General features: G+C 74.5%; 21 protein-coding genes. 15 read left to right on the top strand and 6 right to left on the bottom strand.

Features of this window, described 5'->3' with window-relative positions:
* The first annotated feature begins 57 nt into the window (after positions 1-57).
* On the top strand, positions 58-999 hold the full coding sequence (locus tag HCK00_RS16830; RefSeq protein WP_311765360.1) for a heme o synthase: 942 nt from the start codon (positions 58-60) through the stop codon (positions 997-999).
* A 774-nt stretch (positions 1000-1773) separates the two neighbouring features.
* Entirely contained in the window at positions 1774-2067 is a 294-nt protein-coding gene (locus HCK00_RS16825) for a hypothetical protein (protein ID WP_168102839.1), read from the top strand.
* A gap of 296 nt (positions 2068-2363) precedes the next feature.
* On the opposite strand, the gene HCK00_RS16820 is transcribed toward HCK00_RS16825, so the two are convergent.
* Entirely contained in the window at positions 2364-3386 is a 1023-nt protein-coding gene (locus tag HCK00_RS16820) for a COX15/CtaA family protein (RefSeq protein ID WP_168102784.1), read from the bottom strand.
* Between the two features lie 244 nt (positions 3387-3630).
* Here HCK00_RS16820 and HCK00_RS16815 point away from each other — a divergent pair, with 244 nt between their 5' ends.
* Positions 3631-4086 carry a hypothetical protein gene (locus HCK00_RS16815; protein WP_168102783.1) on the top strand — a complete coding sequence of 152 codons (456 nt, stop codon included), beginning with the start codon at positions 3631-3633 and terminating at the stop codon, positions 4084-4086.
* Between the two features lie 180 nt (positions 4087-4266).
* On the opposite strand, the gene HCK00_RS16810 is transcribed toward HCK00_RS16815, so the two are convergent.
* The 3 genes from HCK00_RS16810 to HCK00_RS16800 all read right to left on the bottom strand — a co-directional run bounded on the left by HCK00_RS16810 (position 4267) and on the right by HCK00_RS16800 (position 6958).
* On the bottom strand, positions 4267-4812 hold the full coding sequence (locus HCK00_RS16810) for a sugar O-acetyltransferase (protein ID WP_168102838.1): 546 nt from the start codon (positions 4810-4812) through the stop codon (positions 4267-4269).
* 419 nt (positions 4813-5231) lie between these two features.
* The gene (locus tag HCK00_RS16805) at positions 5232-5966 is read right to left on the bottom strand and encodes an ABC transporter permease (protein ID WP_168102837.1); all 735 of its coding nucleotides are present in this window, start codon (positions 5964-5966) and stop codon (positions 5232-5234) included.
* Positions 5967-6031: 65 nt separating this feature from the next.
* Positions 6032-6958, bottom strand: coding sequence for an ABC transporter ATP-binding protein (locus HCK00_RS16800; RefSeq protein WP_168102782.1), 927 nt, complete (start codon positions 6956-6958; stop codon positions 6032-6034).
* A 217-nt stretch (positions 6959-7175) separates the two neighbouring features.
* Between HCK00_RS16800 and HCK00_RS16795 the strand changes: the two genes are divergently transcribed.
* From HCK00_RS16795 to dapD, 9 genes are all read left to right on the top strand, one after another.
* Positions 7176-8096 (top strand): helix-turn-helix transcriptional regulator, encoded by a 921-nt coding sequence (locus HCK00_RS16795; protein WP_168102781.1) that lies wholly within the window; start codon positions 7176-7178, stop codon positions 8094-8096.
* A complete protein-coding gene (gene sufB, locus HCK00_RS16790; protein ID WP_168102780.1) occupies positions 8093-9514 on the top strand; it encodes a Fe-S cluster assembly protein SufB in 1422 nt (473 codons plus the stop codon). Before HCK00_RS16795 ends, sufB begins: the two co-directional genes overlap by 4 nt.
* Before the next feature lie 102 nt (positions 9515-9616).
* Positions 9617-10789, top strand: coding sequence for a Fe-S cluster assembly protein SufD (gene sufD / locus HCK00_RS16785; RefSeq protein ID WP_168102779.1), 1173 nt, complete (start codon positions 9617-9619; stop codon positions 10787-10789).
* The gene (locus HCK00_RS16780; RefSeq protein WP_168102778.1) at positions 10789-11130 is read left to right on the top strand and encodes a non-heme iron oxygenase ferredoxin subunit; all 342 of its coding nucleotides are present in this window, start codon (positions 10789-10791) and stop codon (positions 11128-11130) included. The genes sufD and HCK00_RS16780 overlap by 1 nt, the downstream gene beginning before the upstream one ends.
* An 8-nt stretch (positions 11131-11138) precedes the next feature.
* Entirely contained in the window at positions 11139-11894 is a 756-nt protein-coding gene (gene sufC / locus HCK00_RS16775; RefSeq protein ID WP_168102777.1) for a Fe-S cluster assembly ATPase SufC, read from the top strand.
* A gap of 5 nt (positions 11895-11899) precedes the next feature.
* Positions 11900-13171 carry a cysteine desulfurase gene (locus HCK00_RS16770; RefSeq protein WP_168102776.1) on the top strand — a complete coding sequence of 424 codons (1272 nt, stop codon included), beginning with the start codon at positions 11900-11902 and terminating at the stop codon, positions 13169-13171.
* 27 nt (positions 13172-13198) lie between these two features.
* Entirely contained in the window at positions 13199-13663 is a 465-nt protein-coding gene (gene sufU, locus HCK00_RS16765) for a Fe-S cluster assembly sulfur transfer protein SufU (protein ID WP_168102775.1), read from the top strand.
* On the top strand, positions 13660-13998 hold the full coding sequence (locus HCK00_RS16760; protein ID WP_168102774.1) for a metal-sulfur cluster assembly factor: 339 nt from the start codon (positions 13660-13662) through the stop codon (positions 13996-13998). Before sufU ends, HCK00_RS16760 begins: the two co-directional genes overlap by 4 nt.
* A 245-nt stretch (positions 13999-14243) precedes the next feature.
* A complete protein-coding gene (dapD, locus tag HCK00_RS16755) occupies positions 14244-15242 on the top strand; it encodes a 2,3,4,5-tetrahydropyridine-2,6-dicarboxylate N-succinyltransferase (RefSeq protein WP_168102773.1) in 999 nt (332 codons plus the stop codon).
* Positions 15243-15488: 246 nt separating this feature from the next.
* Here the strand turns inward: dapD and HCK00_RS16750 are convergent, their stop codons facing one another.
* The gene (locus HCK00_RS16750; protein ID WP_240965632.1) at positions 15489-17396 is read right to left on the bottom strand and encodes a DUF8508 domain-containing protein; all 1908 of its coding nucleotides are present in this window, start codon (positions 17394-17396) and stop codon (positions 15489-15491) included.
* A 486-nt stretch (positions 17397-17882) separates the two neighbouring features.
* Between HCK00_RS16750 and HCK00_RS16745 the strand changes: the two genes are divergently transcribed.
* The gene (locus tag HCK00_RS16745) at positions 17883-19565 is read left to right on the top strand and encodes a hypothetical protein (protein ID WP_168102772.1); all 1683 of its coding nucleotides are present in this window, start codon (positions 17883-17885) and stop codon (positions 19563-19565) included.
* Between the two features lie 622 nt (positions 19566-20187).
* Positions 20188-21651 carry an alkaline phosphatase PhoX gene (locus HCK00_RS16740; RefSeq protein ID WP_168102835.1) on the top strand — a complete coding sequence of 488 codons (1464 nt, stop codon included), beginning with the start codon at positions 20188-20190 and terminating at the stop codon, positions 21649-21651.
* A gap of 88 nt (positions 21652-21739) precedes the next feature.
* On the opposite strand, the gene HCK00_RS16735 is transcribed toward HCK00_RS16740, so the two are convergent.
* Positions 21740-22933, bottom strand: coding sequence for a TerD family protein (locus tag HCK00_RS16735; protein WP_168102834.1), 1194 nt, complete (start codon positions 22931-22933; stop codon positions 21740-21742).
* A 480-nt stretch (positions 22934-23413) separates the two neighbouring features.
* Here HCK00_RS16735 and HCK00_RS16730 point away from each other — a divergent pair, with 480 nt between their 5' ends.
* The gene (locus tag HCK00_RS16730; protein ID WP_168102771.1) at positions 23414-24175 is read left to right on the top strand and encodes a DeoR/GlpR family DNA-binding transcription regulator; all 762 of its coding nucleotides are present in this window, start codon (positions 23414-23416) and stop codon (positions 24173-24175) included.
* Positions 24176-24270 lie beyond the last annotated feature (95 nt).

Below are 24270 nucleotides of genomic sequence, written 5' to 3'. Positions count from 1 at the left end.
GTCCTCACCGTGCCGACTGTCCTGACTGTCCTGACCGAATTCCAACCAGGGGTGCGCGTGACGGCCGTCGATTCCCATCCAGTGCGGGTTCCCGTGATGGGCCCCGGTCACCGGCCACTCGATGTCCGGGCCAAGGCGTTCCTCGCCCTGACCAAGCCGCGCGTCATCGAGCTGCTGCTGATGACGACCGTCCCGGTGATGTTCCTCGCCGCGCAGGGCGTGCCGGACCTCTGGCTGGTCCTCGCCACCTGCGTCGGCGGCTTCCTGTCGGCCGGCGGCGCCGGTGCCTACAACATGTACATCGACCGGGACATCGACGCGCTGATGGACCGTACCTCCCAGCGGCCGCTGGTCACCGGGGTGGTCTCCCCGCGCGAGTGCCTGGTGTTCGCCACCACACTCGCGGTGGGCTCCACCGTCTGGTTCTGGGTGCTGGTCAACCCACTCTCCGCGATGCTCTCGCTGGGCGCCCTCCTCTTCTACGTCGTCGTCTACACGATGTGGCTCAAGCGGCGCACGGCGCAGAACATCGTGTGGGGCGGGATCGCCGGCTGCATGCCGGTCTTCATCGGCTGGTCGGCGGTGCGCGACGAGGTCTCCTGGGCGGCGCTCGTCCTCTTCCTGGTCATCTTCTTCTGGACGCCGCCGCACTACTGGCCGCTGTCGATGAAGGTCAAGGACGACTACGCGCGGGTCGGCGTGCCGATGCTGCCGGTGATCGCCTCCAACCGGACCGTGGCCCGGCAGATCGTCCTCTACAGCTGGGTGATGGTCGGGGTCTCGCTGCTGCTCTGGCCGCTGGGCTACACCGGCTGGTTCTACCCGCTGGTCGCGGTGGTGCTCGGCGCGTTCTGGCTCAAGGAGGCGCACGGTCTCCAGGCCCGCGCCCGGGCCGGTATCACCGGCGCGAAGCTCAAGGAGATGCGGCTCTTCCACTGGTCCATCACCTATGTGTCGCTGCTCTTCCTGGCCGTGGCGGTGGATCCCTTCCTGCGGTAGCACGTTCCCCTGGCGGCGCGCCCGGGCCGGGCACGCGGGCGGCGGGAGAGAGCGACGGGCCGGCCGCGTGGGACATGCCACGCGACCGGCCCGTCGCCCGTTGATCTACCCGTGGGTAGCATCCGGTGCATGGCAGAGAACGAGCAGGAGCAGGGGCAGGACGCGGGGACCGGGCCGGCCGCCGGCGGTGGCGCGGAGCGCCCGCCCGGTGCGGACGGCGGGGCGGAGGAGCGGCCCGGGACCGCCGGCTCCGCCACCGAGGGGGACACGAGTGCCGCGGGCGGCGCGGATGACACCGTGAGCGACGGCACGGCGGAGACCTCCGCGGAGCCTTCCGCGGCCTCTCCCCGGGAGACCGCCGTGCAGCCCACCGCGGGCCCCGGGGGCGCGGAGGCCGCCGCGGACGAGCCGGCCGGATCAGGGACCGCCGCCCCGGGGGCAGCCCGTGAGCCCACCGCGCCCACCCGGCCCGCCGCTCCGGTGCCCGCGGGCGAACCGGCCGCGGCCGGCGCCGGTGAGCCCGCCGGGGAAGCCGCCGCGCGGCCCACCCCCCGGCCCGCCGCGAAGGCCGCCGTCGGAACCGATGGCACGACGGGCGCGGCCGCCGAGCGGTCCGCCGCCGGGCAGACGGCCGGCGAGGCGCCCGCTACGGCCGCCGGTGAACCCGGGCCCGCGGGGGACAGGCCCGCCGCGGACGCCCCGGACGGGGACGCCGGCCGTGGCGGCCGTGGCGGCGGGCGGAAGAGCGCGGCCGAGCGGCGGGAGGAGCGCCGGGTGACCAAGCTGGCCCGGGAGATCAAGGCCTTCGCCGCGCGGCACGGCGGCTCCGCCGAGGGGCAGATCGCCTACCTCGGGCAGATGGGGGCCCGGATCGTCCTGGTCGGCGCGGACGGCGGCTGGGGCGATCTCGTCGCCCCCTCGTACGCGATCGCGGAGCGCGCCACGGGGAAGGCGGGCATCACCGTCCACGAGAAGTTCGACGGGGACCTGGCGGCCCGGGTGCGCACCGGGCCCTACGAGTGGTCACGGATGGCCGGCATCCAGGTCGGCGGCCCCGCCAACCCCTGACGGGCGGCAGCCGTCCGCCCGACCGGCCCGTCCCGCCGTCCGCCCTCCCCTGCCCCTCGGTCCGTCCGGGGCGGGGTCACGCGGTGTCCGGCCCGCCGCGTGCGGCGGCGGGCGTTCCGCCTGGGGGAGGGATCCTCCGGTGCCCGGGGCGGCGGGGGCCGGTCTCATCCGTGCGTGCGGCCCCGTCCGTGTGCCCGGCGCCCCGGCGGCGAGTCCACGGATGGGGCGGGCCGTCCCTGCCGCTCCGGCCCCGGGTCCCGCCCCGGGTGGTTCCGCGCGCCGGGTGCGGGCACCGCTCAGGAGGCCGTCGCGACCGCCGCGTCCTCCCGCGGCGCGGTCACCGGCGTGCCGGCCGGCCCGGCGGGCCGTTCCCGCTGCGAGAGCAGGACCCGGAGCACCCCGATCCACACCAGGCAGGAACCGAGCATGTGCAGCCCCACCAGCACCTCGGGCAGATCGGTCAGATACTGCGCGTAGCCGATGACGCCCTGTGCCAGCAGCACCCCCAGGAGCAGTGCCGTGCGCCGCCGGGCGAGGCCGGGGGTGCCCGCCGCGCGGAGCGCCGCCCAGAGCGCGGCGGTGAGCAGCACCACCGCCCAGGCGAGCACCGCGTGCACCTGGGTCACCGTCTCCCAGTCCACCGCCATCCGCGGTACCTCGCTGCTGTCACCCGCGTGCGGTCCCGCGCCCGTGACCACCGTGCCGGCCACCACCAGCGCCGCCGAGCAGCCCACCAGGGCCCGGGTCAGCAGGCGGATGCGGGGGCCGGTCAGCGGGCGCGGCGCGCCGTCGCCCTCACCGGCCCGGTGCCAGGTGATGGTGGTGACGGTGATCAGGGCCGTGGCCAGCAGGAAGTGCCCCGCGACGCTGTACGGGTTGAGTCCGGTGAGTACCGTGATCCCGCCGAGTACCGCGTTGCCGAGGACCACGAAGAACTGCGACCAGGCGAGCCGGGTCAGGCCCCGGCGGCGCGGCTTGGCCGAGCGGGCCGCGAGGATCGTCCAGCCGACGGCGGCGGCCAGCACGTAGGTGAGCATCCGGTTGCCGAATTCGATGGCGCCGTGCAGCCCCATCTCACGGGTGGCGACCAGGCTCTCCGAGGTGCACTTGGGCCAGGTGTCGCAGCCCAGCCCGGAGCCGGTGAGGCGGACGGCGCCGCCGGTGACGACGATGACGACGCTCATCACCAGCGCCGTGAGGGCGGCCCGCCGGACCGTCGCCGGGGACGGCGTCCAGCGGGCGGCGAGCGAGGCGAGGGGGTTGCGCACAAAGGCGGTCGGGTTGGACACGGGACCATCGTAGACACCGCGCTTGTGCATCTTTTCACGAGGGCCGGGGATCGCCGGGGCGGTGCGGCGGCGGGTGGGACGGGGAGAGGACACACAACCCCCTCGCGCTGCCCGGCGCCCGGGGGCCGTCGGGGCTCCGGCCGGGCCGCTGCCCCCGGCTGTTCCGCCGCGCGCACCGATCCGGCGGGCCCCGGCGGCCCGGCAGGGGGCGGGCCGGTGAACCGGAGACGTCCCGGCGCTGCCCCACGCGCCCGCCTTTTGACAGGATTCGGCCATGGAGACCGAGACCACACAGGTATGGCTGAACAGCGACGCCCACTTCGCCCCCGGCAGAGAACTCTTCCGCTCCGCGCGGGAGTTCTCCGTCTGGGCGTACACCGTCAGCCATGGTCAGCTGCTGTTGCGCTCCCGCTCCCTGGACCGGGAGGGCGTCCGCCGCACCCGGATCGATGTGCTCTTCAAGCCGGTCCGGGCGGTGAAGACGGGCATCACCTACGACTCGCTCACCATCCGCTGCGCCACCGACGAGGAACGCCGCCGTATCCTCGCCGACACCGGCCACGCCCGCCGGGGTGACCGGGTGCTGCTGCTGGAGACCGCGGGCGGGCGGCGCGACCACGTGGTGGCGGGCGCCTTCGGCTGGAGCGAGGACGGGGGCGGCGACGCGGAACCGAGCCGCCTCGCGTTCCTGGCGGCCGGCGGAGCGGACCCGTCCCGCGTCCTTCCCTGACCCGCTCCGATCCGGTTTATAACAAGCCTTTGGCGCGGCAGCCGCTCGCGGGCGAACCTCAAGCACTCCCGACCCGACCCGACCCGACCTGACCTGACCCGGCGCGCCCGGCCCGGATGCCGGGCCGGGCGCGCCGCTGCGGGACGGCCGGCGGGCCTGAGCCCTGGTCCGGGCCGCCGGTCACGCGCCGGGGCGGATCTCCCGGACGACGCGCGCCGGGTTGCCGACGGCGACGACGTTCGCCGGCAGGTCCTTCGTCACCACGGCACCCGCGCCGACGACGGTGTTCTCCCCGATGGTGACGCCGGGGCAGACGATGACGCCGCCGCCCAGCCACACGTTGTCCCCCAGGGTGATCGGCAGCGCCGATTCCCACTTTTCGCGCCGGAGCTCCGGGTCGACGGGGTGGGTCGGGGTGAGCAACTGGACGTTCGGGCCGAGCTGGACGTCCGCCCCGATCCGGATCTCCGCCACGTCCAGCAGTACGGCGCCGAAGTTGACGAAGGTGCCCGGTCCCACGGTGATCCGGTAGCCGTAGTCCACGGACAGCGGCGGCCGTATCTCCGCGCCCTCGCCCAGCTCCCCGAGCAGTTCGGCCAGGACGGCGCGGCGGCCCTCCGGGTCGGCGGTGGTCGAGGTGTTGAACCGTTCGTTCAGCTCGGCGGCGCGCCGCAGATCGGCGGCGAGCTGCGGGTCGTCGGCGCGGTAGAGCTCACCGGCGAGCATGCGTTCCTTCTGGCTCGGCCGGCTTCGCCCGCTCGTCCGGTCTTCCTGGCCGGTCTCCCGTCCGGCCTTCTGCCCGGGCTGCTGTCCGTCCACGGCGGTCCTCCGGAAGTCGGTGCCGCACCCGGGCAGTTCACCTCGGGCGCGAGCCCATTCTCCATGGTCCGTCCGCTCCGGGGCGGACGGGCCCGGGCGGGACGGGACGGGCGGGCGGCGGAGACGGGGCGCGCCGACGGAACCCGGCCGCACGCCGATGTCACATACCGGGGTGCCGCCCCGTCCTGATGATGGAGCGGCCCGCGTCGGGTGCCGCGCCCGGACGGGGGTCGGGCGCGGCGCCGGGACGACGGGCCGCCGGAACGCGCGGCCGGAGCGGCGCGGGGGACGCAAGGCCGGCGCGGGGTCCGGACCGGCCCCGCGTCTCACTCCCAGCGGAAGAAGCGCGCCGCCGCGCCCAGCCCCAGCACCGCCCAGCCGGCCAGGAGGCCCACGTCCCCCCAGGGCACGGCGGAGCCGTGCGCGAGCACCGCGCGCAGGCCGTCGGAGAGCGCCGTGATCGGCAGGAGTGCCAGTACCGGCTGCGCGGCCTCGGGGAACCGCTCCAGCGGGACGACCACCCCGCCGCCGACGAGCAGCAGCAGGAAGACCAGGTTGGCGGCCGCCAGCGTGGCCTCCGCCCGCAGGGTGCCCGCCATCAGCAGGCCCAGCCCCGAGAACGCCGCCGTCCCGAGCGCCAGCAGCAGCAGCACGGTGAGCGGGTTGCCCCGGGGGGACCAGCCCAGGCCGAGAGCGACCGCCGTGAGCAGGGCGATCTGGAGGATCTCGGTGACCAGTACCGCGCCCGTCTTCGCCGCCATCAGGGCCCGGCGTGGCAGCGGGGAGGCGCCGAGCCGTTTCAGCACCCCGTAGCGGCGTTCGAACCCGGTGGCGATGGCCTGGCCGGTGAAGGCCGTGGAGAGCACGGCCAGGGCCAGCACGCCGGGGGCGAGGAAGTCCACGGCCCGCCCGCCGCCGGTGGCGGGGAGGTCCACGATGTCGACGGTCGCGAAGAGCACCAGCAGCAGCGCCGGGATCACCATGGTCAGCAGCAGCTGCTCACCGTTGCGGAGCAGCAGCCGGGTCTCCAGAGCGGTCTGCGCGGCGATCATGCGTGCCATCGGCGCGGCGCCGGGCCGCGGGGCGAACGTGCCGGCCGCCGGGCCCTCCGTGGTGGTGCGGCTGGTCACGAGCGCAGCTCCTTGCCGGTGAGCTCCAGGAAGACGTCCTCCAGGGTGCGCCGCTCGACCGCTATCCGGTCCGGCAGGACGCCGTGCTGCGCGCACCAGGAGGCGACGGTGGCCAGCAGTTGCGGATCGACCTGGCCGGCGACGCGGTAGGAGCCCGGGGCGGTCTCGGCGGCGGCGGAGCCGTCCGGCAGCGCCGTGAGGAGCGTGGTCAGGTCGAGTCCCGGGCGGCCGGTGAAGCGCAGGGTGTCCTCGGCGCCGCCCCGGCACAGCTCCTCGGGGGAGCCCTGGGCGACGGCCCGGCCGCCGTCGACGATCACCACCTCGTCGGCGAGCTGCTCGGCCTCGTCCATGAAGTGGGTGGTGAGCACGGCCGTCACCCCGTCCGCGCGCAGCTCCCGGAGGAGGTCCCAGGTGGCGTGGCGGGCCTGTGGGTCGAGACCGGCGGTCGGCTCGTCGAGGAAGACCAGCTCCGGGCGGCCGACGACGGCCATGGCCAGCGCCAGCCGCTGCTGCTGGCCGCCGGAGAGCCGCCGGTAGGGGGTGCGGCCGCAGCCGCCCAGTCCCAGGCGCTCGGTGAGCATGGCGGTGTCGAGGGGGTGGGCGTGCAGCCGGGCGGTGTGGCGCAGCATCTCCCCGGCGCGGGCGGTGGGGTAGACGCCGCCGGACTGGAGCATCACCCCGATCCGGGGCCGCAGGGCGGCCGCGTCGGCCACCGGGTCCAGCCCGAGGACGCGGACGGTGCCCGCGTCCGGGCGGCGGTAGCCCTCGCAGATCTCCACGGCGGTGGTCTTCCCGGCGCCGTTGGGACCGAGGACGGCGGTGACGGTGCCCGCCGCGACGGACAGGCCGAGCCCGTCCAGCGCGGTGGTGGTCCCGTACCGCTTGACCAGGTTCCGCGCCTGGACGACCGGCTCGTTGCGCATGGGCGCAGTCTACGGAGGGCCGTGGCCACCCCGGCCCCGGGGGAGAGCGGGGCGGCCGGCCGATCAGGGGTGGCCGAGCGGTGAAGGGGCGAAGGGGCGAAGGGGCATGGCGGCCCGGAACGCCGCCCGCGCTTAGGTGACCCTTAGTGACGGAGCCCACGCGCCGTCCGCCGGACCTCGCTTGTCGCATCCGGAAGAATTACGCAACAATGGCGTTGTGAAAAACGTGAGCGACGACCGGAAGGTGACGGCGGCCCGGCGGGCCGCCTCCCCCGTCGTGCCCACGCCGCCCGCGCACGACGAGCCGCGCTCCACCCGTAACCGGGTGGCGCGCTCCATCCTCGACCACGGCCCGTCCACCGCCGCCGAGCTCGCGGGCCGGCTGGCGCTCACCCAGGCGGCGGTCCGCCGCCATCTCGACACGCTGGTCGCCGAGGGGCTGGTGGCGCCGCGTGACCGGCGGGTCTACGGCTCCCGGGGGCGTGGCCGGCCCGCGAAGGCCTTCGCCCTGACCGACGCCGGGCGGGACGCTTTCGACCAGGCGTACGACTCCCTGGCCGCCGACGCGCTGCGCTGGATCGCCCAGCAGGCGGGCGGCGGCGCCGAGGGCGAGGCGGCGGTCTCGGCCTTCGCCCGCGCCCGGCTCGCCGCCCAGACCGCCGGCTACCGCGAGCTGATCGAGAGCGTGGCCCCCGACCGGCGTACCGAGGCGCTGGCGCGGGCGCTGACGGCCGACGGGTACGCTGCTGCGGCGCGCAGCGCTCCGGTCGGCGAGCAGCTCTGCCAGCACCACTGTCCGGTCGCCCATGTCGCCGAGCGGTTCCCGCAGCTGTGCGAGGCGGAGACCGAGGTCTTCTCCGACCTGCTCGGCACCCATGTCCAGCGGCTGGCCACCATCGCCCACGGCGACGGGGTCTGCACGACGTTCGTCCCCCGTGGCGGGGAGCGGGACGGTGTGGAGGGCGGCGCGAGCGGCGCCCCGCGGTCCGGGGCGCCCGGCACGGCCCCCGGTCCCCCGGGCCCGCACCGCGCCGCCAGGACCGCCCCGAAGGCCACCACGGGCACCACGGCCACGGCAGACACGACAGGCACGACCACCACAGCATCCGCAAGCACGGCCGGGAGGAACCCCGCATGACGCTCCCCACGGAGACCGCTCACCCCGAACTGGAGGGGCTGGGCACCTACGAGTACGGCTGGGCCGACCCCGACACGGCCGGCTCCTCGGCCCGCCGCGGCCTGTCCGAGGAGGTCGTCCGCGACATCTCGGCGAAGAAGAACGAGCCGGAGTGGATGCTGAAGCTGCGGCTCAAGGGCCTGCGGCTGTTCGACAAGAAGCCCATGCCCACCTGGGGCTCCGACCTCTCGGGCATCGACTTCGACAACATCAAGTACTTCGTCCGCTCCACCGAGAAGCAGGCCACCAGCTGGGAGGACCTGCCGGAGGACATCAAGAACACCTACGACAGGCTGGGCATCCCGGAGGCCGAGAAGCAGCGGCTGGTCGCCGGTGTCGCCGCCCAGTACGAGTCCGAGGTGGTCTACCACCAGATCCGCGAGGACCTGGAGGAGCAGGGCGTCCTCTTCCTGGACACGGACACGGCGCTGCGCGAGCACCCGGAGATCTTCCAGGAGTACTTCGGCACGGTGATCCCGGCCGGTGACAACAAGTTCGCCGCGCTCAACACCGCCGTGTGGTCCGGTGGCTCCTTCATCTACGTCCCGCCGGGCGTCCACGTGGACATCCCGCTGCAGGCCTACTTCCGGATCAACACCGAGAACATGGGTCAGTTCGAGCGGACGCTGATCATCGTCGACGAGAACGCCTACGTGCACTACGTCGAGGGCTGCACCGCCCCGATCTACTCCTCCGACTCGCTGCACAGCGCCGTCGTGGAGATCATCGTCAAGAAGGGCGGCCGCTGCCGCTACACGACCATCCAGAACTGGTCGAACAACGTCTACAACCTGGTGACCAAGCGCGCCGTCGCCTACGAGGGCGCCACCATGGAGTGGGTCGACGGCAACATCGGCTCCAAGGTCACCATGAAGTACCCGGCCGTCTACCTCATGGGCGAGCACGCCAAGGGCGAGACCCTCTCCATCGCCTTCTCCGGTGAGGGGCAGCACCAGGACGCGGGCGCCAAGATGGTCCACATGGCCCCCAACACCTCCTCGAACATCGTCTCGAAGTCGGTGGCGCGGGCCGGTGGCCGGACCTCCTACCGCGGTCTGATCGAGATCGCGGAGGGCGCCTCGGGCTCCAAGTCCAACGTCCTGTGTGACGCCCTGCTGGTGGACACCGTCTCCCGCTCGGACACCTACCCGTACGTGGACGTCCGCGAGGACGACGTCTCCATGGGCCACGAGGCGACGGTCTCCAAGGTCAGCGACGACCAGCTCTTCTACCTGATGAGCCGGGGTCTCGCCGAGGACGAGGCGATGGCGATGATCGTGCGCGGCTTCGTCGAGCCGATCGCGCGGGAACTCCCGATGGAGTACGCGCTGGAGCTGAACCGGCTGATCGAGCTGCAGATGGAGGGCTCGGTCGGCTGAGGCCGGCCCGCCCCGGCACCGGCCGCCGCACGCCGCGGCGGCCGGCGCCCCAGGACCGCGAGCGATCACACACCAGGCAGAAAGCGAGCTGTACGACTAGCCATGGCTGAGAACATTCCGGTGGGCAGCACCACGGACGGTGCCGTTCAGGTGGGCGGGGGGCAGCCCGCCGACGCGCGGGTCAGCGCGCCCGCCTCCTACGACGTGGCGGACTTCCCCGTGCCGCACGGCCGTGAGGAGGAGTGGCGGTTCACCCCGCTGGAGCGCCTCCGCGGCCTGCACGACGGCACGGCCGTGGACGACGGCGGCGTCCGCCACGACATCTTCTCCCCGAGCGGGGTCACCACCGAGCTGGTGGACCGGGACGACCCCCGCGTGGGCCGCGCCGGCAAGCCCGTGGACCGGGTCGCCGCCCAGGTGTACAGCTCCTTCCAGAAGGCCACCGTCATCACGGTGCCCAAGGAGACGGTCCTGACCGAGCCGGTGCGGATCGCCGCGCACGGCCAGGGCGGCACCGCCTACGCGCACCACGTGATCGAGGTCGGCGCCTTCGCGGAGGCCGTCGTCATCCTGGACCACACCGGTGACGCCACCTTCGGCGGCAACGTCGAGTACATCCTGGGCGACGGCGCCAAGCTCACCGCCGTCTCCGTGCAGGACTGGGGCGACAAGGCGGTCCACGCCGGCCAGCACACCGCGCTGATCGGGCGGGACGCCTCCTTCCGCTCCGTGGTCGTCACCTTCGGTGGCGACCTGGTCCGGCTCCACCCGCGGATCAACTACGCGGGCCCCGGCGGTGAGGCCGAGCTCTACGGCCTGTACTTCACCGACGACGGCCAGCACCAGGAGCACCGCCTCTTCGTCGACCACGCCGTTCCGCACTGCCGGAGCAACGTCGTCTACAAGGGCGCGCTCCAGGGCCGCCAGGCGCACGCCGTCTGGATCGGCGACGTGCTCATCCGCGCGGCAGCCGAGGGCACCGACACCTACGAGCTCAACCGGAACCTCGTCCTCACCGACGGCGCCCGGGTGGACTCGGTCCCCAACCTGGAGATCGAGACCGGCGAGATCGTCGGCGCCGGCCACGCCTCGGCGACCGGCCGCTTCGAGGACGAGCAGCTGTTCTACCTGATGTCCCGCGGCATCCCGGCCGCCGAGGCGCGCCGGCTGGTCGTCCGCGGTTTCTTCGCCGAGCTGGTCCAGCAGATCGGCGTGGCCGAGCTGCAGGAGCGGCTGCTGGAGAAGATCGACGCCGAACTGGAGGCGTCCGTCTGATGACCGCCACCCCCGCCTTCGTCCGGGTCTGCGGGCTGGGCGAGCTGGAGGAGGACACCCCCCGGCGGGTGGAGATCGACGGCACCCCGGTCTCGGTCGTCCGGACCGAGGGGGAGGTGTTCGCGATCAACGACATCTGCTCGCACGCGAACGTCTCGCTCTCCGAGGGCGAGGTGGAGGACTGTGCCGTCGAGTGCTGGCTGCACGGCTCGCGCTTCGACCTGCGGACGGGTAAGCCCTCCGGCCTTCCCGCGACCCGGCCCGTCCCCGTGTACCCCGTAAAGATCGAAGGAGACGGCCCCGACGCGGCCGTGCTCGTCTCCGTCACCCAGGAGTCCTGAGGCAACCCATGGCAACGCTTGAAATCCACGACCTTCACGTCTCCGTCGAAACCGAGAACGGCACCAAGGAGATCCTGTCCGGGGTCGACCTGACCGTGAAGCAGGGCGAGACGCACGCCATCATGGGCCCCAACGGCTCCGGCAAGTCCACCCTCGCCTACTCGCTCGCCGGTCACCCCAAGTACACCGTCACCGGCGGCACCGTCACCCTCGACGGCGAGGACGTCCTGGAGATGTCCGTCGACGAGCGGGCCCGCGCCGGCCTCTTCCTCGCCATGCAGTACCCGGTCGAGGTCCCCGGCGTGTCCGTCTCCAACTTCCTGCGCACCTCCGCCACCGCCGTCCGCGGCGAGGCGCCCAAGCTCCGCACCTGGGTCAAGGAGGTCAAGGAGGCCATGGAGCGGCTCTCCATCGACCCGGCCTTCGCCGAGCGCAACGTCAACGAGGGTTTCTCCGGCGGTGAGAAGAAGCGCCACGAGATCCTCCAGCTGGAGCTGCTCAAGCCGAAGGTGGCCGTCCTCGACGAGACCGACTCCGGCCTCGACGTGGACGCGCTGCGCACGGTCTCCGAGGGCGTCAACCGCGTGCGGGAGTCCGGTGAGACCGGCACCCTGCTGATCACGCACTACACCCGTATTCTCCGTTACATCACCCCCGACCACGTGCATGTCTTCGCCAAGGGACGGATCGCCGAGTCCGGCGGCCCGGAGCTGGCCGACAAGCTGGAGGCCGAGGGGTACGAGGCCTACACGAAGGGGGCCTGAACCGAGTGACACAGCTGCCGGGCCTCCTCACGGCGTCCAGCTACGACGTGGAGGCGATCCGTAAGGACTTCCCCCTGCTGGACCGCCAGGTCCACGACGGGAAGAAGGTCGTCTACCTGGACAACGCGGCGACCTCCCAGAAGCCGCGCCAGGTCCTCGACGCGCTGAACGCCTACTACGAGCGCCACAACGCCAACGTGCACCGCGGGGTGCACGTGCTCGCCGAGGAGGCCACGGCGCTGTACGAGGGCGCCCGCGACAAGGTGGCGGCGTTCGTCAACGCCCCGAGCCGCGACGAGGTGATCTTCACCAAGAACGCCTCCGAGTCGCTCAACCTCGTCGCCAACATGCTCGGCTGGGCCGACGAGCCCTACCGGGTGGACTCCGGGACCGAGATCGTCATCACGGAGATGGAGCACCACTCCAACATCGTCCCGTGGCAGCTGCTGGCGCAGCGCACCGGCGCGAAGCTGAAGTGGTTCGGCCTCACCGACGACGGCCGGCTCGACCTCTCGGAGATCGACCGGATCATCACCGACCGCACCAAGGTGGTCTCCTTCACCCTGGTCTCCAACATCATGGGCACGGTCAACCCGGTCGAGGCGATCGTCCGCCGCGCCCAGGAGGTCGGCGCGCTGGTCGTGGTGGACGCCTCGCAGGCCGCCCCGCACATGCCGCTGGACGTGCAGGCGCTCCAGGCCGACTTCGTGGCCTTCACCGGGCACAAGATGTGCGGCCCGACGGGCATCGGCGTGCTCTGGGGGCGGCAGGAGCTGCTGAACGACCTGCCGCCGTTCCTGGGCGGCGGGGAGATGATCGAGACGGTGTCCATGCACCACTCGACCTACGCCCCCGCGCCGCACAAGTTCGAGGCGGGCACACCCCCGATCGCCCAGGCCGTCGGCCTCGGCGCGGCGGTGGACTACCTCAGCTCGATCGGCATGGACAAGATCGCCGCCTATGAGCACACCCTCACCGAGTACGCCGTGCGGCGGCTCAAGGAGGTGCCCGACCTGCGGATCATCGGGCCGGTGACGGCCGAGGACCGTGGCGCGGCGATCTCGTTCACCCTCGGTGACATCCACCCGCACGACGTGGGGCAGGTCCTCGACGAGCAGGGCATCGCCGTCCGGGTCGGTCACCACTGCGCCCGGCCGGTCTGCCTGCGGTACGGAATTCCCGCGACCACGCGAGCGTCGTTCTATCTGTACTCCACCCCGGCCGAGGTCGACGCCCTGGTCGACGGCCTGGAGCACGTACGGAACTTCTTCGGCTGACGACTCACGAGGCTGCGAGGGGCTGCTGTGAAGCTGGATTCCATGTACCAGGACGTCATCCTGGACCACTACAAGAACCCGCACGGGCGTGGTCTGCGCGAGGGTGACGCCGAGGTGCACCACACCAACCCCACCTGTGGGGACGAGATCACCCTGCGGGTACGGCTGGACGGCGGGAAGATCGGCGACGTCAGCTACGACGGGCAGGGCTGTTCCATCAGCCAGGCCAGCGCCTCGGTCCTCAACGAGCTGCTGGTCGGCAAGGACCTGGCGGAGGCCCACCGGATCCAGGAGGCCTTCCTGGAGCTGATGCAGTCCAGGGGCCGGCTGGAGCCGGACGACGCCATGGAGGAGGTGCTGGAGGACGCGGTCGCGTTCGCCGGCGTCTCGAAATACCCGGCGCGCGTGAAGTGCGCCCTGTTGTCCTGGATGGCCTGGAAGGACGCCACGGCGCAGGCGCTGGGCGACACGTCCGCGAAGGAGACGGCATGAGCGAGACAGAGACCATCACCACCAAGCCGGCGGGCGAGGAGGAGGTCCGGGAGGCCCTCTACGACGTCGTCGACCCCGAGCTGGGCATCGACGTCGTCAACCTGGGGCTGATCTACGGCATCCACGTCGACGAGTCGAACATCGCCACCATCGACATGACGCTGACCTCCGCGGCCTGCCCGCTGACCGACGTCATCGAGGACCAGGCGAAGTCGGCCACCGAGGGGCTCGTCAACGAGCTGCGGATCAACTGGGTCTGGATGCCGCCGTGGGGCCCGGACAAGATCACCGACGACGGCCGCGACCAGCTCCGCGCGCTGGGCTTCAACGTCTGACGCGTCCCCGCGCGACGGGCGGTCAGCCGCCGTCACCGTGCTGTTCCCCCGCCCCGCCCGGTCCGCCCGGGCGGGGCGGAGGCGTGTCTCCCGGCCGCGGGCGCCGTGCCGGGGCGGGGAGGGCCCGCGGCGGAGCGGGCGCCGGCCCCGGCCGGGCGAAGGGGCGGCACCGGCGCCCGGCCGGCCCGGTGCCCGGGTGGCGGACCGGTTCGCGGGCCCCCGGGGCGACCGGTTAGCGTTTGGCCATGACCGATGCAGCCACCTCGCGCACCACCCGCACCACAGGCGCCGCCGCCGTCGGGCTCGCCACCCTCGCCGGCGACGGCACCGTCCTCGACACCTGGTTCCCCGCCCCCGAGCTCACCGACGAGCCCGGCCCGGCCGGCACCGAGCGGCTCGCCCCCGAGCGCGCCGCCGAACTGCTGGGCCCGGAGGCGAGCCAGGCGCTGGGCCCGGACCGCCGCCGCGGCGTCGAGGTCATCGCCGTCCGCACCGCCGTCGCCTCGCTGGAGGACAAGCCCACCGACGCCCACGACGCCTATCTGCGGCTGCATCTGCTCAGCCACCGGCTGGTGCGTCCGCACGGCCAGAACCTCGACGGCATCTTCGGCCTGCTGGCCAACGTCGCCTGGACCAGCCTCGGCCCCGTCCCGGCGGGTGAGCTGGACCGGGCCCGGTTCGCGGCCCGCGCCGAGGGGCTGCACCTGGCCGTGACCAGTGTCGACAAGTTCCCCCGGATGACGGACTACGTGCTGCCCTCCGGCGTCCGGATCGCCGACGCCGACCGGGTCCGGCTCGGTGCCCACCTCGCCTCCGGCACCACCGTGATGCACGAGGGCTTCGTCAACTTCAACGCCGGGACCCTCGGCCACTCCATGGTGGAGGGGCGGATCAGCGCGGGCGTGGTGGTCGGTGACGGCTCCGACATCGGCGGCGGCGCCTCGATCATGGGCACCCTCTCCGGCGGCGGCAAGCAGATCGTCTCCATCGGTGAGCGCTGCCTGCTCGGCGCGGAGGCGGGCATCGGCATCGCCCTCGGCGACGACTGCGTGGTGGAGGCCGGGCTCTACGTCACCGCGGGCACCCGCGTGACCCTCCCCGACGGCGCGGTCGTCAAGGCCCTGGAACTCTCCGGCGCCCACAACCTCCTCTTCCGCCGCAACTCCACCACCGGCACGGTCGAGGCGTTGCAGCGCACCGGTTCCTGGGGCGGCCTCAACGTGGCCCTGCACAGCAACGACTGACCACCGGCGGCGGAGGACCGGCCGCCCGCGCGGGACGCGGCGGCCGGCCCGCCGGGCACGGCACACCACGCGGCCCGTGCCCCCGGACCGGCGTCCGGGGGCACGGGCCGCTCGGCGCGGCGTCCACCGGCCCCGGAACGAGCAGCCCCCGCCGGGGGCGCTGTGCCGCGGCCGGCCGAGGACGGCCGGCGGCCGGGGCGCCCCCGTGCACGCCCCGCGGGGCCGCGGCACGGGGGCGCCGGTGGGTCAGGGGCGGAAGCGCACGACCTGGGGGTCGTGGTCGCTCACCTGGTCGGCGAACTCCGCGTTGACATGGACGATGTCGTAGTCGGCGGGGCCGACGCCCCGGCTGGTGAGGATGTGGTCCAGCACCTGCGAGTTGCCGTTGTGGACATAGCCGTAGCGCTCCCCGCGCGGCAGGAGTTCCACCAGGTCGGTGAGGGTCCGGCCGTGGTCGGTGAGCGCCGCCAGGGCGGGGGAGAAGCCGAAGTCGTTGAGGTCGCCCGCGACCACCACCTTCGCCTTGCGGTCCAGTTCCAGCAGGGACTTCACCCACGTGCCCAGGGTCTTCGCCTGGGCGAGCCGCTGAACCTCCGAGGACCGGGCCGGCGGCTGGAACCGGCCGTCGAGGGCCTGGTCGCCGCCCTTGCTGGCGAAGTGGTTGGCGACCACGAAGACCGGCTTCCCCCGGAAGCGGAACTCCGCCGCGAGGGGCTTGCGGCTGTTCTCCCACGCCGGGTCGAGCGGGCTGACCCGGCCCGGGTTGACGGAGAGCCCGGCGCGGCCCGCCGCGTCCCGCACGGGGACGGCCGCGGTGACCGCGTCCCCGCCCGGCGCGTCCGGGAAGGAGACCCGCTCGGGGTTGTAGAGGAAGGCGACCCGGATGTTGCCGCCGGGCTGGCCGCCGTCCCGGCCGTCGGCCGGGTCGATCTGGCGCCAGGCGTAGGACGGGCCGCCGGCCGCCGCCACGGCGCCGGTCAGCTTCCGCAGGGTCTCCCCGGCGCTCACCACGCCGTCGTTCACCGGGCCGGTGTCGTCCTGGACCTCCTCCAGGGCGACGATGTCGGGAGAGGCGAGGTGGTCCACCAGGATCTCCGCGAGGCGGGCGAACTTCGCGTCGCCGTCCGCCGGGGAGAGGTTCTCCACGTTGAAGGTGGCCACGGCCAGTTCGTCCGCGCGCTGCGCCCGGGTCCGCTCCCGGCCGGGGCCGCGCTCGTCCAGCGTGCCCAGCTCGGTGGCCTGCACCTCGTAACCGCCGAACTGGTCGTAGTCGAGCGGGCCGGCGGTGGTGCCGGTGAGCCGGTCGCCCACATCGGCCTGCGGGAACGGCCGCTCGGCGAAGGGGATGAGCGAGGCGACCTTGATCCGGGCGCCGTTCTGGTCGCGGTAGGAGGCGTAGAGGGTGCCGCCGCGCGGCGTCGGGTTCTCCCGCGGATCGGCGGTCACCCACAGCTCGTTGTAGGAGGTGGACGGTCCGACCACCCGTGCGTCGGAGACCTGGACGCGCATGCCTTCCAGCGACTCCAGCCGGTCCAGCGCGTAGGAGTGCGGGCGCAGCGGCAGTTCCTCGATGGAACCGCCGCCGGGGGGCTCGGGGGCGTAACGGTTCGGCAGGGAGGCCGCGTCGAGCCGGAAGGCGGCCGGCAGCGGGTTGCCGGAGGACTCCACCGTCCAGGAGGCGCCGGAGATCTGGGTGACGGACTGGAGCCCCGCCGCCGTCCCGCCCGGGTAGTACTCGCCGACCGTGCCGGTGAGGCGCAGCGCGTCGCCCACCGTGACCGCGGGGGTCCGCGAGCCGGTGAAGACGAAGATGCCCTCGCTGGTGCGCGGGTCGCCGTCCCCGGTGGGGTCCTGCAGCCAGAACCCGCGCGAGGAGCCGAAGGCGCGGACGGCGGTCACGACGCCGGGGACCTCGGTGACCCGCTCGCCGTCGAAGGGGGAGAGCCGGGTGCTCCCCTGGATGTCGTGGATGCGGGGCTGTGCCGCCGCGGCCGGCTGCGGCGCGGCGAGCAGCCCGGCGGCGAGCGCCGTGGCCGCCGCGGCGCCCAGGGTGGCGGTCCGGCGGAGCGGGCGGGAGACACGCCGGGACGCCGGGCGGTGCGTGGAGGGGGACGGGGTGGTGGAAAGCGCGGTGGAAGGGGAGTTGGGGGCCATCGGATCTCCGGAGGTGCTGGGGACGGACTGTTGATGGGCTCGCGGTCCCGTGGGCCGCTGGGACGGCGGCGGGGCGCGGGTCGGCGCCGTGGGGGGTGTGGAGGGTTCACGGGGCGCACGCGGTGGACGGGGCGGGCAGGGCGGACGGGCGGACGGGGCGGACGGGGTGAACTGACCGGACAGGGCGAGGGGGTGAGGAGAGGGCGCGGTGGGTGCGGTGGCGGGCGGCGTGTGCCGACCGGGTGGAGCGCTGTGGCGCGTCCCTGGTGGTGCGGGGGGAGCCGGGCGCCCCGGTGGACTTCTACGCGCGTCAATCTCCGGCGTGCGCGTGCCGCTTGTCAAGGGACCGCCGGTGTACGGGCCGGGGCGGGCCGGTGAACCGGCCGGGAAGGGGGCGAACCCGTCTACGCTTGACGGCGCCTGCCCGGACCGCCCGACGCATCGCCGCCGCACTCGCCCATCGCCGTACCGAGGAGACGCCTGCCCATGCCCGGAGACCGTTCCGAGATGCCGCCGCTCCGGCTCCCCTCCGAGGCCGAACTGGCCCGGCAGGCCCTGGCCGCGCCGCTGTTCGCGGACGCCGTACGGCTGGCGCGGGGGGTCCGCCCGGCCCCGGCGGCCGGAACGCCCGGCACACGCGACGCGCCGGTGACGGTGGTTCCGGGCGGGGCGGACGGCGGGGCCGGCGGAGCGGCCGGCGGTGACGCGCTCGCCTGGCGGATCGCGGTGGCCACCGGGCTGGCCGGGGCGGGCGGGGAACCGGGCCCCGCCGGGAACGGGAGCGCCGCCACCGGACCGGCGGGGGAGCGCCCGGCGGCCGGTGGGGCGGCCCGGGCCGCGACGGCGGGCGAGGTGGTCCGGCGGATCACCGTCGCCGGACCGGGGGAGATCCTCGGTCTCTGGCGCGGCGCCCTGGAGACCGTCCTCGGCGGGAACGGGACGGGGCCGGGGGAGAGCCGCGGGCACGGGGCCGCCTCCCCGGACGGAAGCCCAGCCGGACGCCCGGACGGAGCCGCGGCCGGGGGAGCGGCGGCCGGGGGAGCGGACGCGATGGCGGACCGGGCCGCGGGCGCGCCGGTGACCGGCACCGCTCGCGCGCGGCTCCACGGCGCGGACACCGTCCTCGACCAGGTGCTCTCCGGGCTCTACCTGCTCACCGCCCTGGAGGGCGGAGCCGCCGGTCCGCCGTGGCCCTCCGTCCCGCTGCCCGCGCTCGCCGCCACGGCCGTCGTCCCCGCCGGGATGACCCATCCGACCGACGCCGTGCTGGAGGAGGTGTTGGCGGCGGTGGTGCGCCTGGACGTCCGGTTCCGGGAACTGGACCCCCTGGGGGCCGTCGAGTACCGGCCGGTCGACCCGGAGCTCATCGCGGAGTTCGACGGGAACGGCGGCCCGGCGGGGGACCGCGGCGAGACGGCGGCATCCGGCGGCTCCGGCGAGGAGACTGCTCCCGGTGCACCCGGAGGGCCCCCCGGCCCCGGTGACGTGCACCGTTACGGCGTGGTCCGGCTGACCCCGCTCGGCGCCCACGGGCTGCGGGCCCGGCTGCTGGCGGCCGGGGTGGACGCCCCGCTCGTGGGTGATCTCGCCGAGCGGGGCGCGCCGGAGCTGCTGGACGCGGCCGGGCGCCTCCCGGAGGTCCTGGCCCGTGAAGAGGTCCGGCTGTGGCTGGACCGGCGCGAGCCGCGGGCCGCCGCCGGGGAGCTGCTCGCCGCCGCCCGCGGTGACGACCGGGCCGCGCCCGCGCGCCGGCTGGGCTGCCAGCAGGCGCTGGCGCTGGTCGGCCCGGAGGCGGAACCGGCGCTGCGGGAAGTCCTGGAGGACCGGCACCTCGGCGGGCTCGCCCGGGTGTGGCTGGCGGAACGAGGGGCGGCGGGGGTCCCGGCGCCCTCGGAGGACCTGGTCTTCTGGCTGACGGTGGACACCCTCGCCGCGCAGCTCGGCGCCGGTGACGCCCGCCCCGGTGACCCCGCCGGCACCGCCGCGCTGGAAGCGCTGGTCGAAGGGCTGGTCGGGCGGCACAGCGGGTTCCTCGACGCCGCCTGGCAGGTGGACCACCCCGCCACCGGGGAGGTGCTGGAGGCCATGAGCCGGCTCCACCCGGACCGCGCCGTGGCGAAGGCGGCCCGCCGGGCGGCGTACAAGGCGCGCACCCGCGGCCACGGTTAGGGCGCCCGGTCGCGCTGCCCGTCGGAAGCCCGGGGCGGAGTCCTGGGGCGCCGGGGCCGGCCGGGTCACCGCGACGGCGCGGCCGGGGGAGGTGTCCCGTCCGTCTGTCGGCTCGTCCGCCTGTCTGCTTGCCGACCTGCCTACCGGTCTGCTCGCTCGCCGCTCGCCGCTCGCCGCTCGCCGCTCGCCGCTCGCCGCACGGCGCACGGCGCACGGCGTCCGGTGGCTCCCCCGCGCGCACGCCACGGCAGGGGCGGGACCGGCGCCGGTCCGCCGGCTGTGGGGTGCGTGGTGGAGGCGGTGACCCGCCCTTCACCACCGTCGGCCTGGCGCCCGGGGTACGGGTGGGGCGGGCGCTCGCCCGCCGGACGGGATTCCGCGCGCGGTGGGGCCGGCCCCGGTCCCAGCCGTTCACCCGCCCGGCCCCGGCCCCGGCCCCGGCCCGGGTGCGGGGAGAACGCCGACGAGGCGGGGCGTGGGCGCCCGCCCCGGGGCCGTCCCCGCGCGGCCGCATCCCCCGATGGACGAACGGTCTTCGGCCCGCGTTCAACCGCCGTTCGGCGGGGCCCGGCACGGTGGGATCCGCAGGCTCAGGGGAATTCCGGTCGCGCAGGAGATGACAATGCCGCTCACCCGCAGAGACTTCGCCCGCGGTTCCGCCGCCGCCGGCGCCGGTGTCGTGCTCGTCGGCAGCGCCGCGGTGCTGGCCGGGGCGCCCGACGCGCTCGGGACCGGCGGCGCCCCGGAGCCCGCCGGGGCCGCCGGGGCGGAGGAGACCGGAGCGGAGCGCCGGGGCGCGCCGGGCTACGGACCGCTGCGGGAGGACCCGGCGGGGATCCTGGCCCTGCCGGAGGGGTTCTCGTACACCGTCCTGGCCCGGGCCGGGGTCACCGCGCTGGAGTCGGGCGAGCCCACCCCCTCCCACCAGGACGGCACCGCGGCCTTCGCCGGCCCCGGCGGCTCGACGCTGCTGGTCGTCAACCACGAGATCGACGGCCCCCGGGACGAGGTGGAGCATCCGGTGCCGCTCGCCGAGGGGCTGGTCTACGACCCGGCCGCGCCGGGCGGATGCACCGTCCTGGAGGTCCGGCCCGGCGGGGAGACCGCCGAGTGGGTGGGCATCGCCGGCACCTCCGACAACTGCGCGGGCGGGCGCACCCCGTGGGGCACCTGGCTGACCTGCGAGGAGAACGCCGACCGGGCCGGTGAGCGGGGCATGACCAAGGACCACGGCTACGTCTTCGAGGTCGACCCCCTCGACCGGCGTGCCAACCGCGACCCGAAGCCGATCAAGGCGCTGGGCCGCTACGAGCACGAGGCGGTCGTCGTCGACGTCCGGCGCGGCCACCTGTATCTGACCGAGGACGCCGACGAGCCCAACGGCCTCTTCTACCGCTGGGTCCCGCCGAAGGGCTTCACCCACGGCCGCGGCCGGCTGCGCACCCTCGCCGACGACGCCGGGGTGCTCCAGGCGCCCCGCTGCTACGACTCCGGCGGCCGGTTCGTCGACGACCTGTCCCGGGCGGTGAAGGCGGGCACGGTGTACGGGGTGGACTGGGTGGACGTGCCCGACCGGGACGCCCGTACCGTGCCCGTGCGGCAGCAGTTCGACGACGGCGACATCACGCGCGGCCGGAAGCTGGAGGGCATGTGGTGGGCGGACGGCGGGGCGTACCTGGTCTCCTCCTACGCCCGCGGCGAGAGCCCCCGGGCCCATGACGGCCAGGTCTGGTTCTACGACCCGGGGCGGCGCACCCTCACCCTCAAGGTGCTCTTCGGCGTCAATCCCGATCCCACGGCGGAGGGTGTCTTCGACGGGCCGGACAACATCACCGTCTCCCCCTACGGCGGGCTGGTCATCGCCGAGGACGGGGAGGGCGTGCAGCACCTCTTCGGGGTGACGGACGGCGGCCGGACCTATCCGATCGCCCGGAACCAGGTGAACCTGGGCACCGCGGAGGAGCCGGAGTACAGCGAGTTCACCGGTGTGGTGTTCGCGCCGGACGGGCGCACCCTGTACGCCAACATCCAGGAGCCCGGGATCATGCTGGCCGTCACGGGACCCTGGCGGCGGCAGCCCCGCTGAGCCCGGCGGGTCCCGGCGGCGGCGCGGAGGATCCGCGGAATGCGGCCGGGGCCCGCCCCACCGGGCCCCGGCCGCCGTCGCCGGGCGGCTACAGAGCCCGCGCGCCCGGCTTGACCATGCCCCGGACGGTGCGGGAGTCGACGTACTCGCCGAGCGCCGTCATCTCCCACTCGCCGGAGAACTGCCGGATGAACTTGCACATCATCACGCCGGTGCGGGACTCGGCGCCGGTGAGGTCGAACCGCACCAGCTCCTGGCCGCCGGCGTCGAGCAGCCGGCAGTACGCCTTGGCGACCTCGGTGAACTTCTGGCCGGAGAAGGAGTTCACGGTGAACACCAGCCCCGTCACCTGCGGCGGCAGGTCGCCGAGGTGGACGGTGATGACCTCGTCGTCCCCGGCGCCCTCGCCGGTGAGGTTGTCCCCGGAGTGCTGGATGACGCCGCCGAGGATGGCCAGCTTCCCGAAGTAGCAGGCGTCGATCTTCTTGCGGTCCGGGCCGTAGGCGATGACGGAGGCGTCCAGGTCGATGTCCTTGCCGCGGTAGGCGGGCTCCCAGCCCAGGCCCATGCGGACGGTGGCCAGCAGCGGGCGGCCGCCCTTGACCAGCGAGACCGTCTCGTTCTTCCGCAGGCTGACCCGGCCCTTGTCCAGGTTGACCTTGCCCGCGCCCGCGCCCGGGGCCGGAGCGGCCGGCTGCGCGGTGGCGGGCGCCTGCGGGGCGGCGGCCGGCGGCGGCGCGGTCACGGCCGGCGCGGCGGCCGGGGGCGGCGGGGGAGCGGAGGCGGCGGGCTCCTCCACGCTCACCCCGAAGTCGGTGGCGATACCCGCCAGTCCCTCGGCGTAGCCCTGGCCCACCGCCCGGAACTTCCAGGCCCCGCCCCGGCGGTAGACCTCGGCGACCACCAGGGCCGTCTCCGCGCCCAGGCGCGGCGGGGTGAAGGTGGCGATCACGGCGCCGCTGCCGGCGTCGCGGAGGGTGGCCGTGGGCTCGGCGCCGGCGAAGGTGGCGCCGGGGGCGTCGAGGCTGGCCGTCACCACCACCTTCTCGATGTCCGGAGGCACGGCGGCGGTGTCGACGGTGATGGTGTCCGGGGCGGAGCCGCCGCCCGCGCGGTGGGTCACTCCCGGACCGGTGGGCTGGTTGTAGAAGACGAAGTCGGCGTCGGAGCGCACCTTGCCGTCCGGGGTGAGGAGCAGGCCCGAGACGTCGAGCCGCGCCGGGGCGGTGACGTCCACCGTCACCCGGGGAACGGACAGGGGCAGGTTGGAGCCGGGAGTCATCGCGGTCATGTCCGGGGGAACGAACGACCTCGCTTTACGGTTCCATTACCTGTCCCGGTGCCGGACGCCCGCTCGGGGCCGTGGCGGGCGCCTGATTTCCGTACCGGGCGCCCGGTTTCCGTGGCAGGCGCCCGCTTGCCGGGCCGGATGCGCGGGGCGGACGGCGCGGGGGGAGCCTTCCGGGCCCGTTCCTGCCCGCCTCGGGCAACCGTACCGGGCGGCGCGGTGCCGAAACGGGCACGACGGGCGGTCATTCGGGCGGAATCACCGGTGGCCTTGATGGGTAACTGCCCGGTGAAATCGTTTCTGCACATCTCCGGTGCGGGCGGAAACGGTCACGATCTCCCCTGGTACGCACCTGTCCGGCCCGCTGTGATCACTGTAGAACTCTTCACACGGCCCGAACGGGCACAGACGGGCACGGCGGCCCGGGGAACCCCCTGGCCGGACCCCGGGCCGGGTGAGCGAGGAGGTGAACCGGTGACCGCCGAGGAGCGGCAGCGGGAGATCGTGACCATCGCGCGGAACGCCGGCGCGGTCGATGTCGCCGAACTCGCCGAGAAGCTGGACGTCTCCAAGGAGACCGTCCGCCGCGATCTGCGGACACTGGAGGACCACGGGCTGGTGCGGCGCACCCACGGCGGTGCCTACCCGGTCGAGAGCGCCGGGTTCGAGACCACCCTCGCCTTCCGCGCGACCCTGCACGTCCCCGAGAAGCGGCGGATCGCCGCCGCGGCGGCCGAGCTGCTCGGCGAGGCCGAGACGCTCTTCGTGGACGAGGGCTTCACCCCGCAGCTCGTCACCGAGGCCCTGCCGGTGGGCCGCCGGCTGACCGTCGTCACCACCTCCCTGGCCACCGCCGGGGCGCTGGCCGGACGGGACAACTGCTCCGTGATCCTGCTCGGCGGCCGGGTGCGCGGCGGCACGCTGGCCACCGTCGACCACTGGGCCAACCACATGCTCTCCGGCTTCGTCATCGATCTGGCGTTCGTCGGGGCCAACGGCATCTCCCGCGTCCACGGGCTGACCACGCCCGATCCCGCGGTCGCGGAGGTGAAGGCGACCGCCGTGCGGGTGGCGCGGCGCCGTGTCTTCGTCGGTGTGCACACCAAGTTCGGCGCGGCCAGCTTCTGCCGCTTCGCGGAGATACCCGACTTCGAGGCGATCGTCACCGGCACCGCGCTGCCACCCACCGAGGCCCATCGCTACTCACTCCTGGGGCCGCAGGTCATCCGGGTCTGACCACCCGGAACCCGGCCCCGTCCCCACTCCACCGGGACCGGCAGCCGTCCTGCCACAGCCGTCCTGCCACACGGCGGGCGCCACGGCACCCCACG

It is taken from the genome of Streptomyces zingiberis, from assembly GCF_012034935.1.
GTDB classification, from domain to species: Bacteria; Actinomycetota; Actinomycetes; order Streptomycetales; family Streptomycetaceae; genus Streptomyces; species Streptomyces zingiberis.
This window is presented reverse-complemented; position numbering and strand designations above follow the sequence as displayed.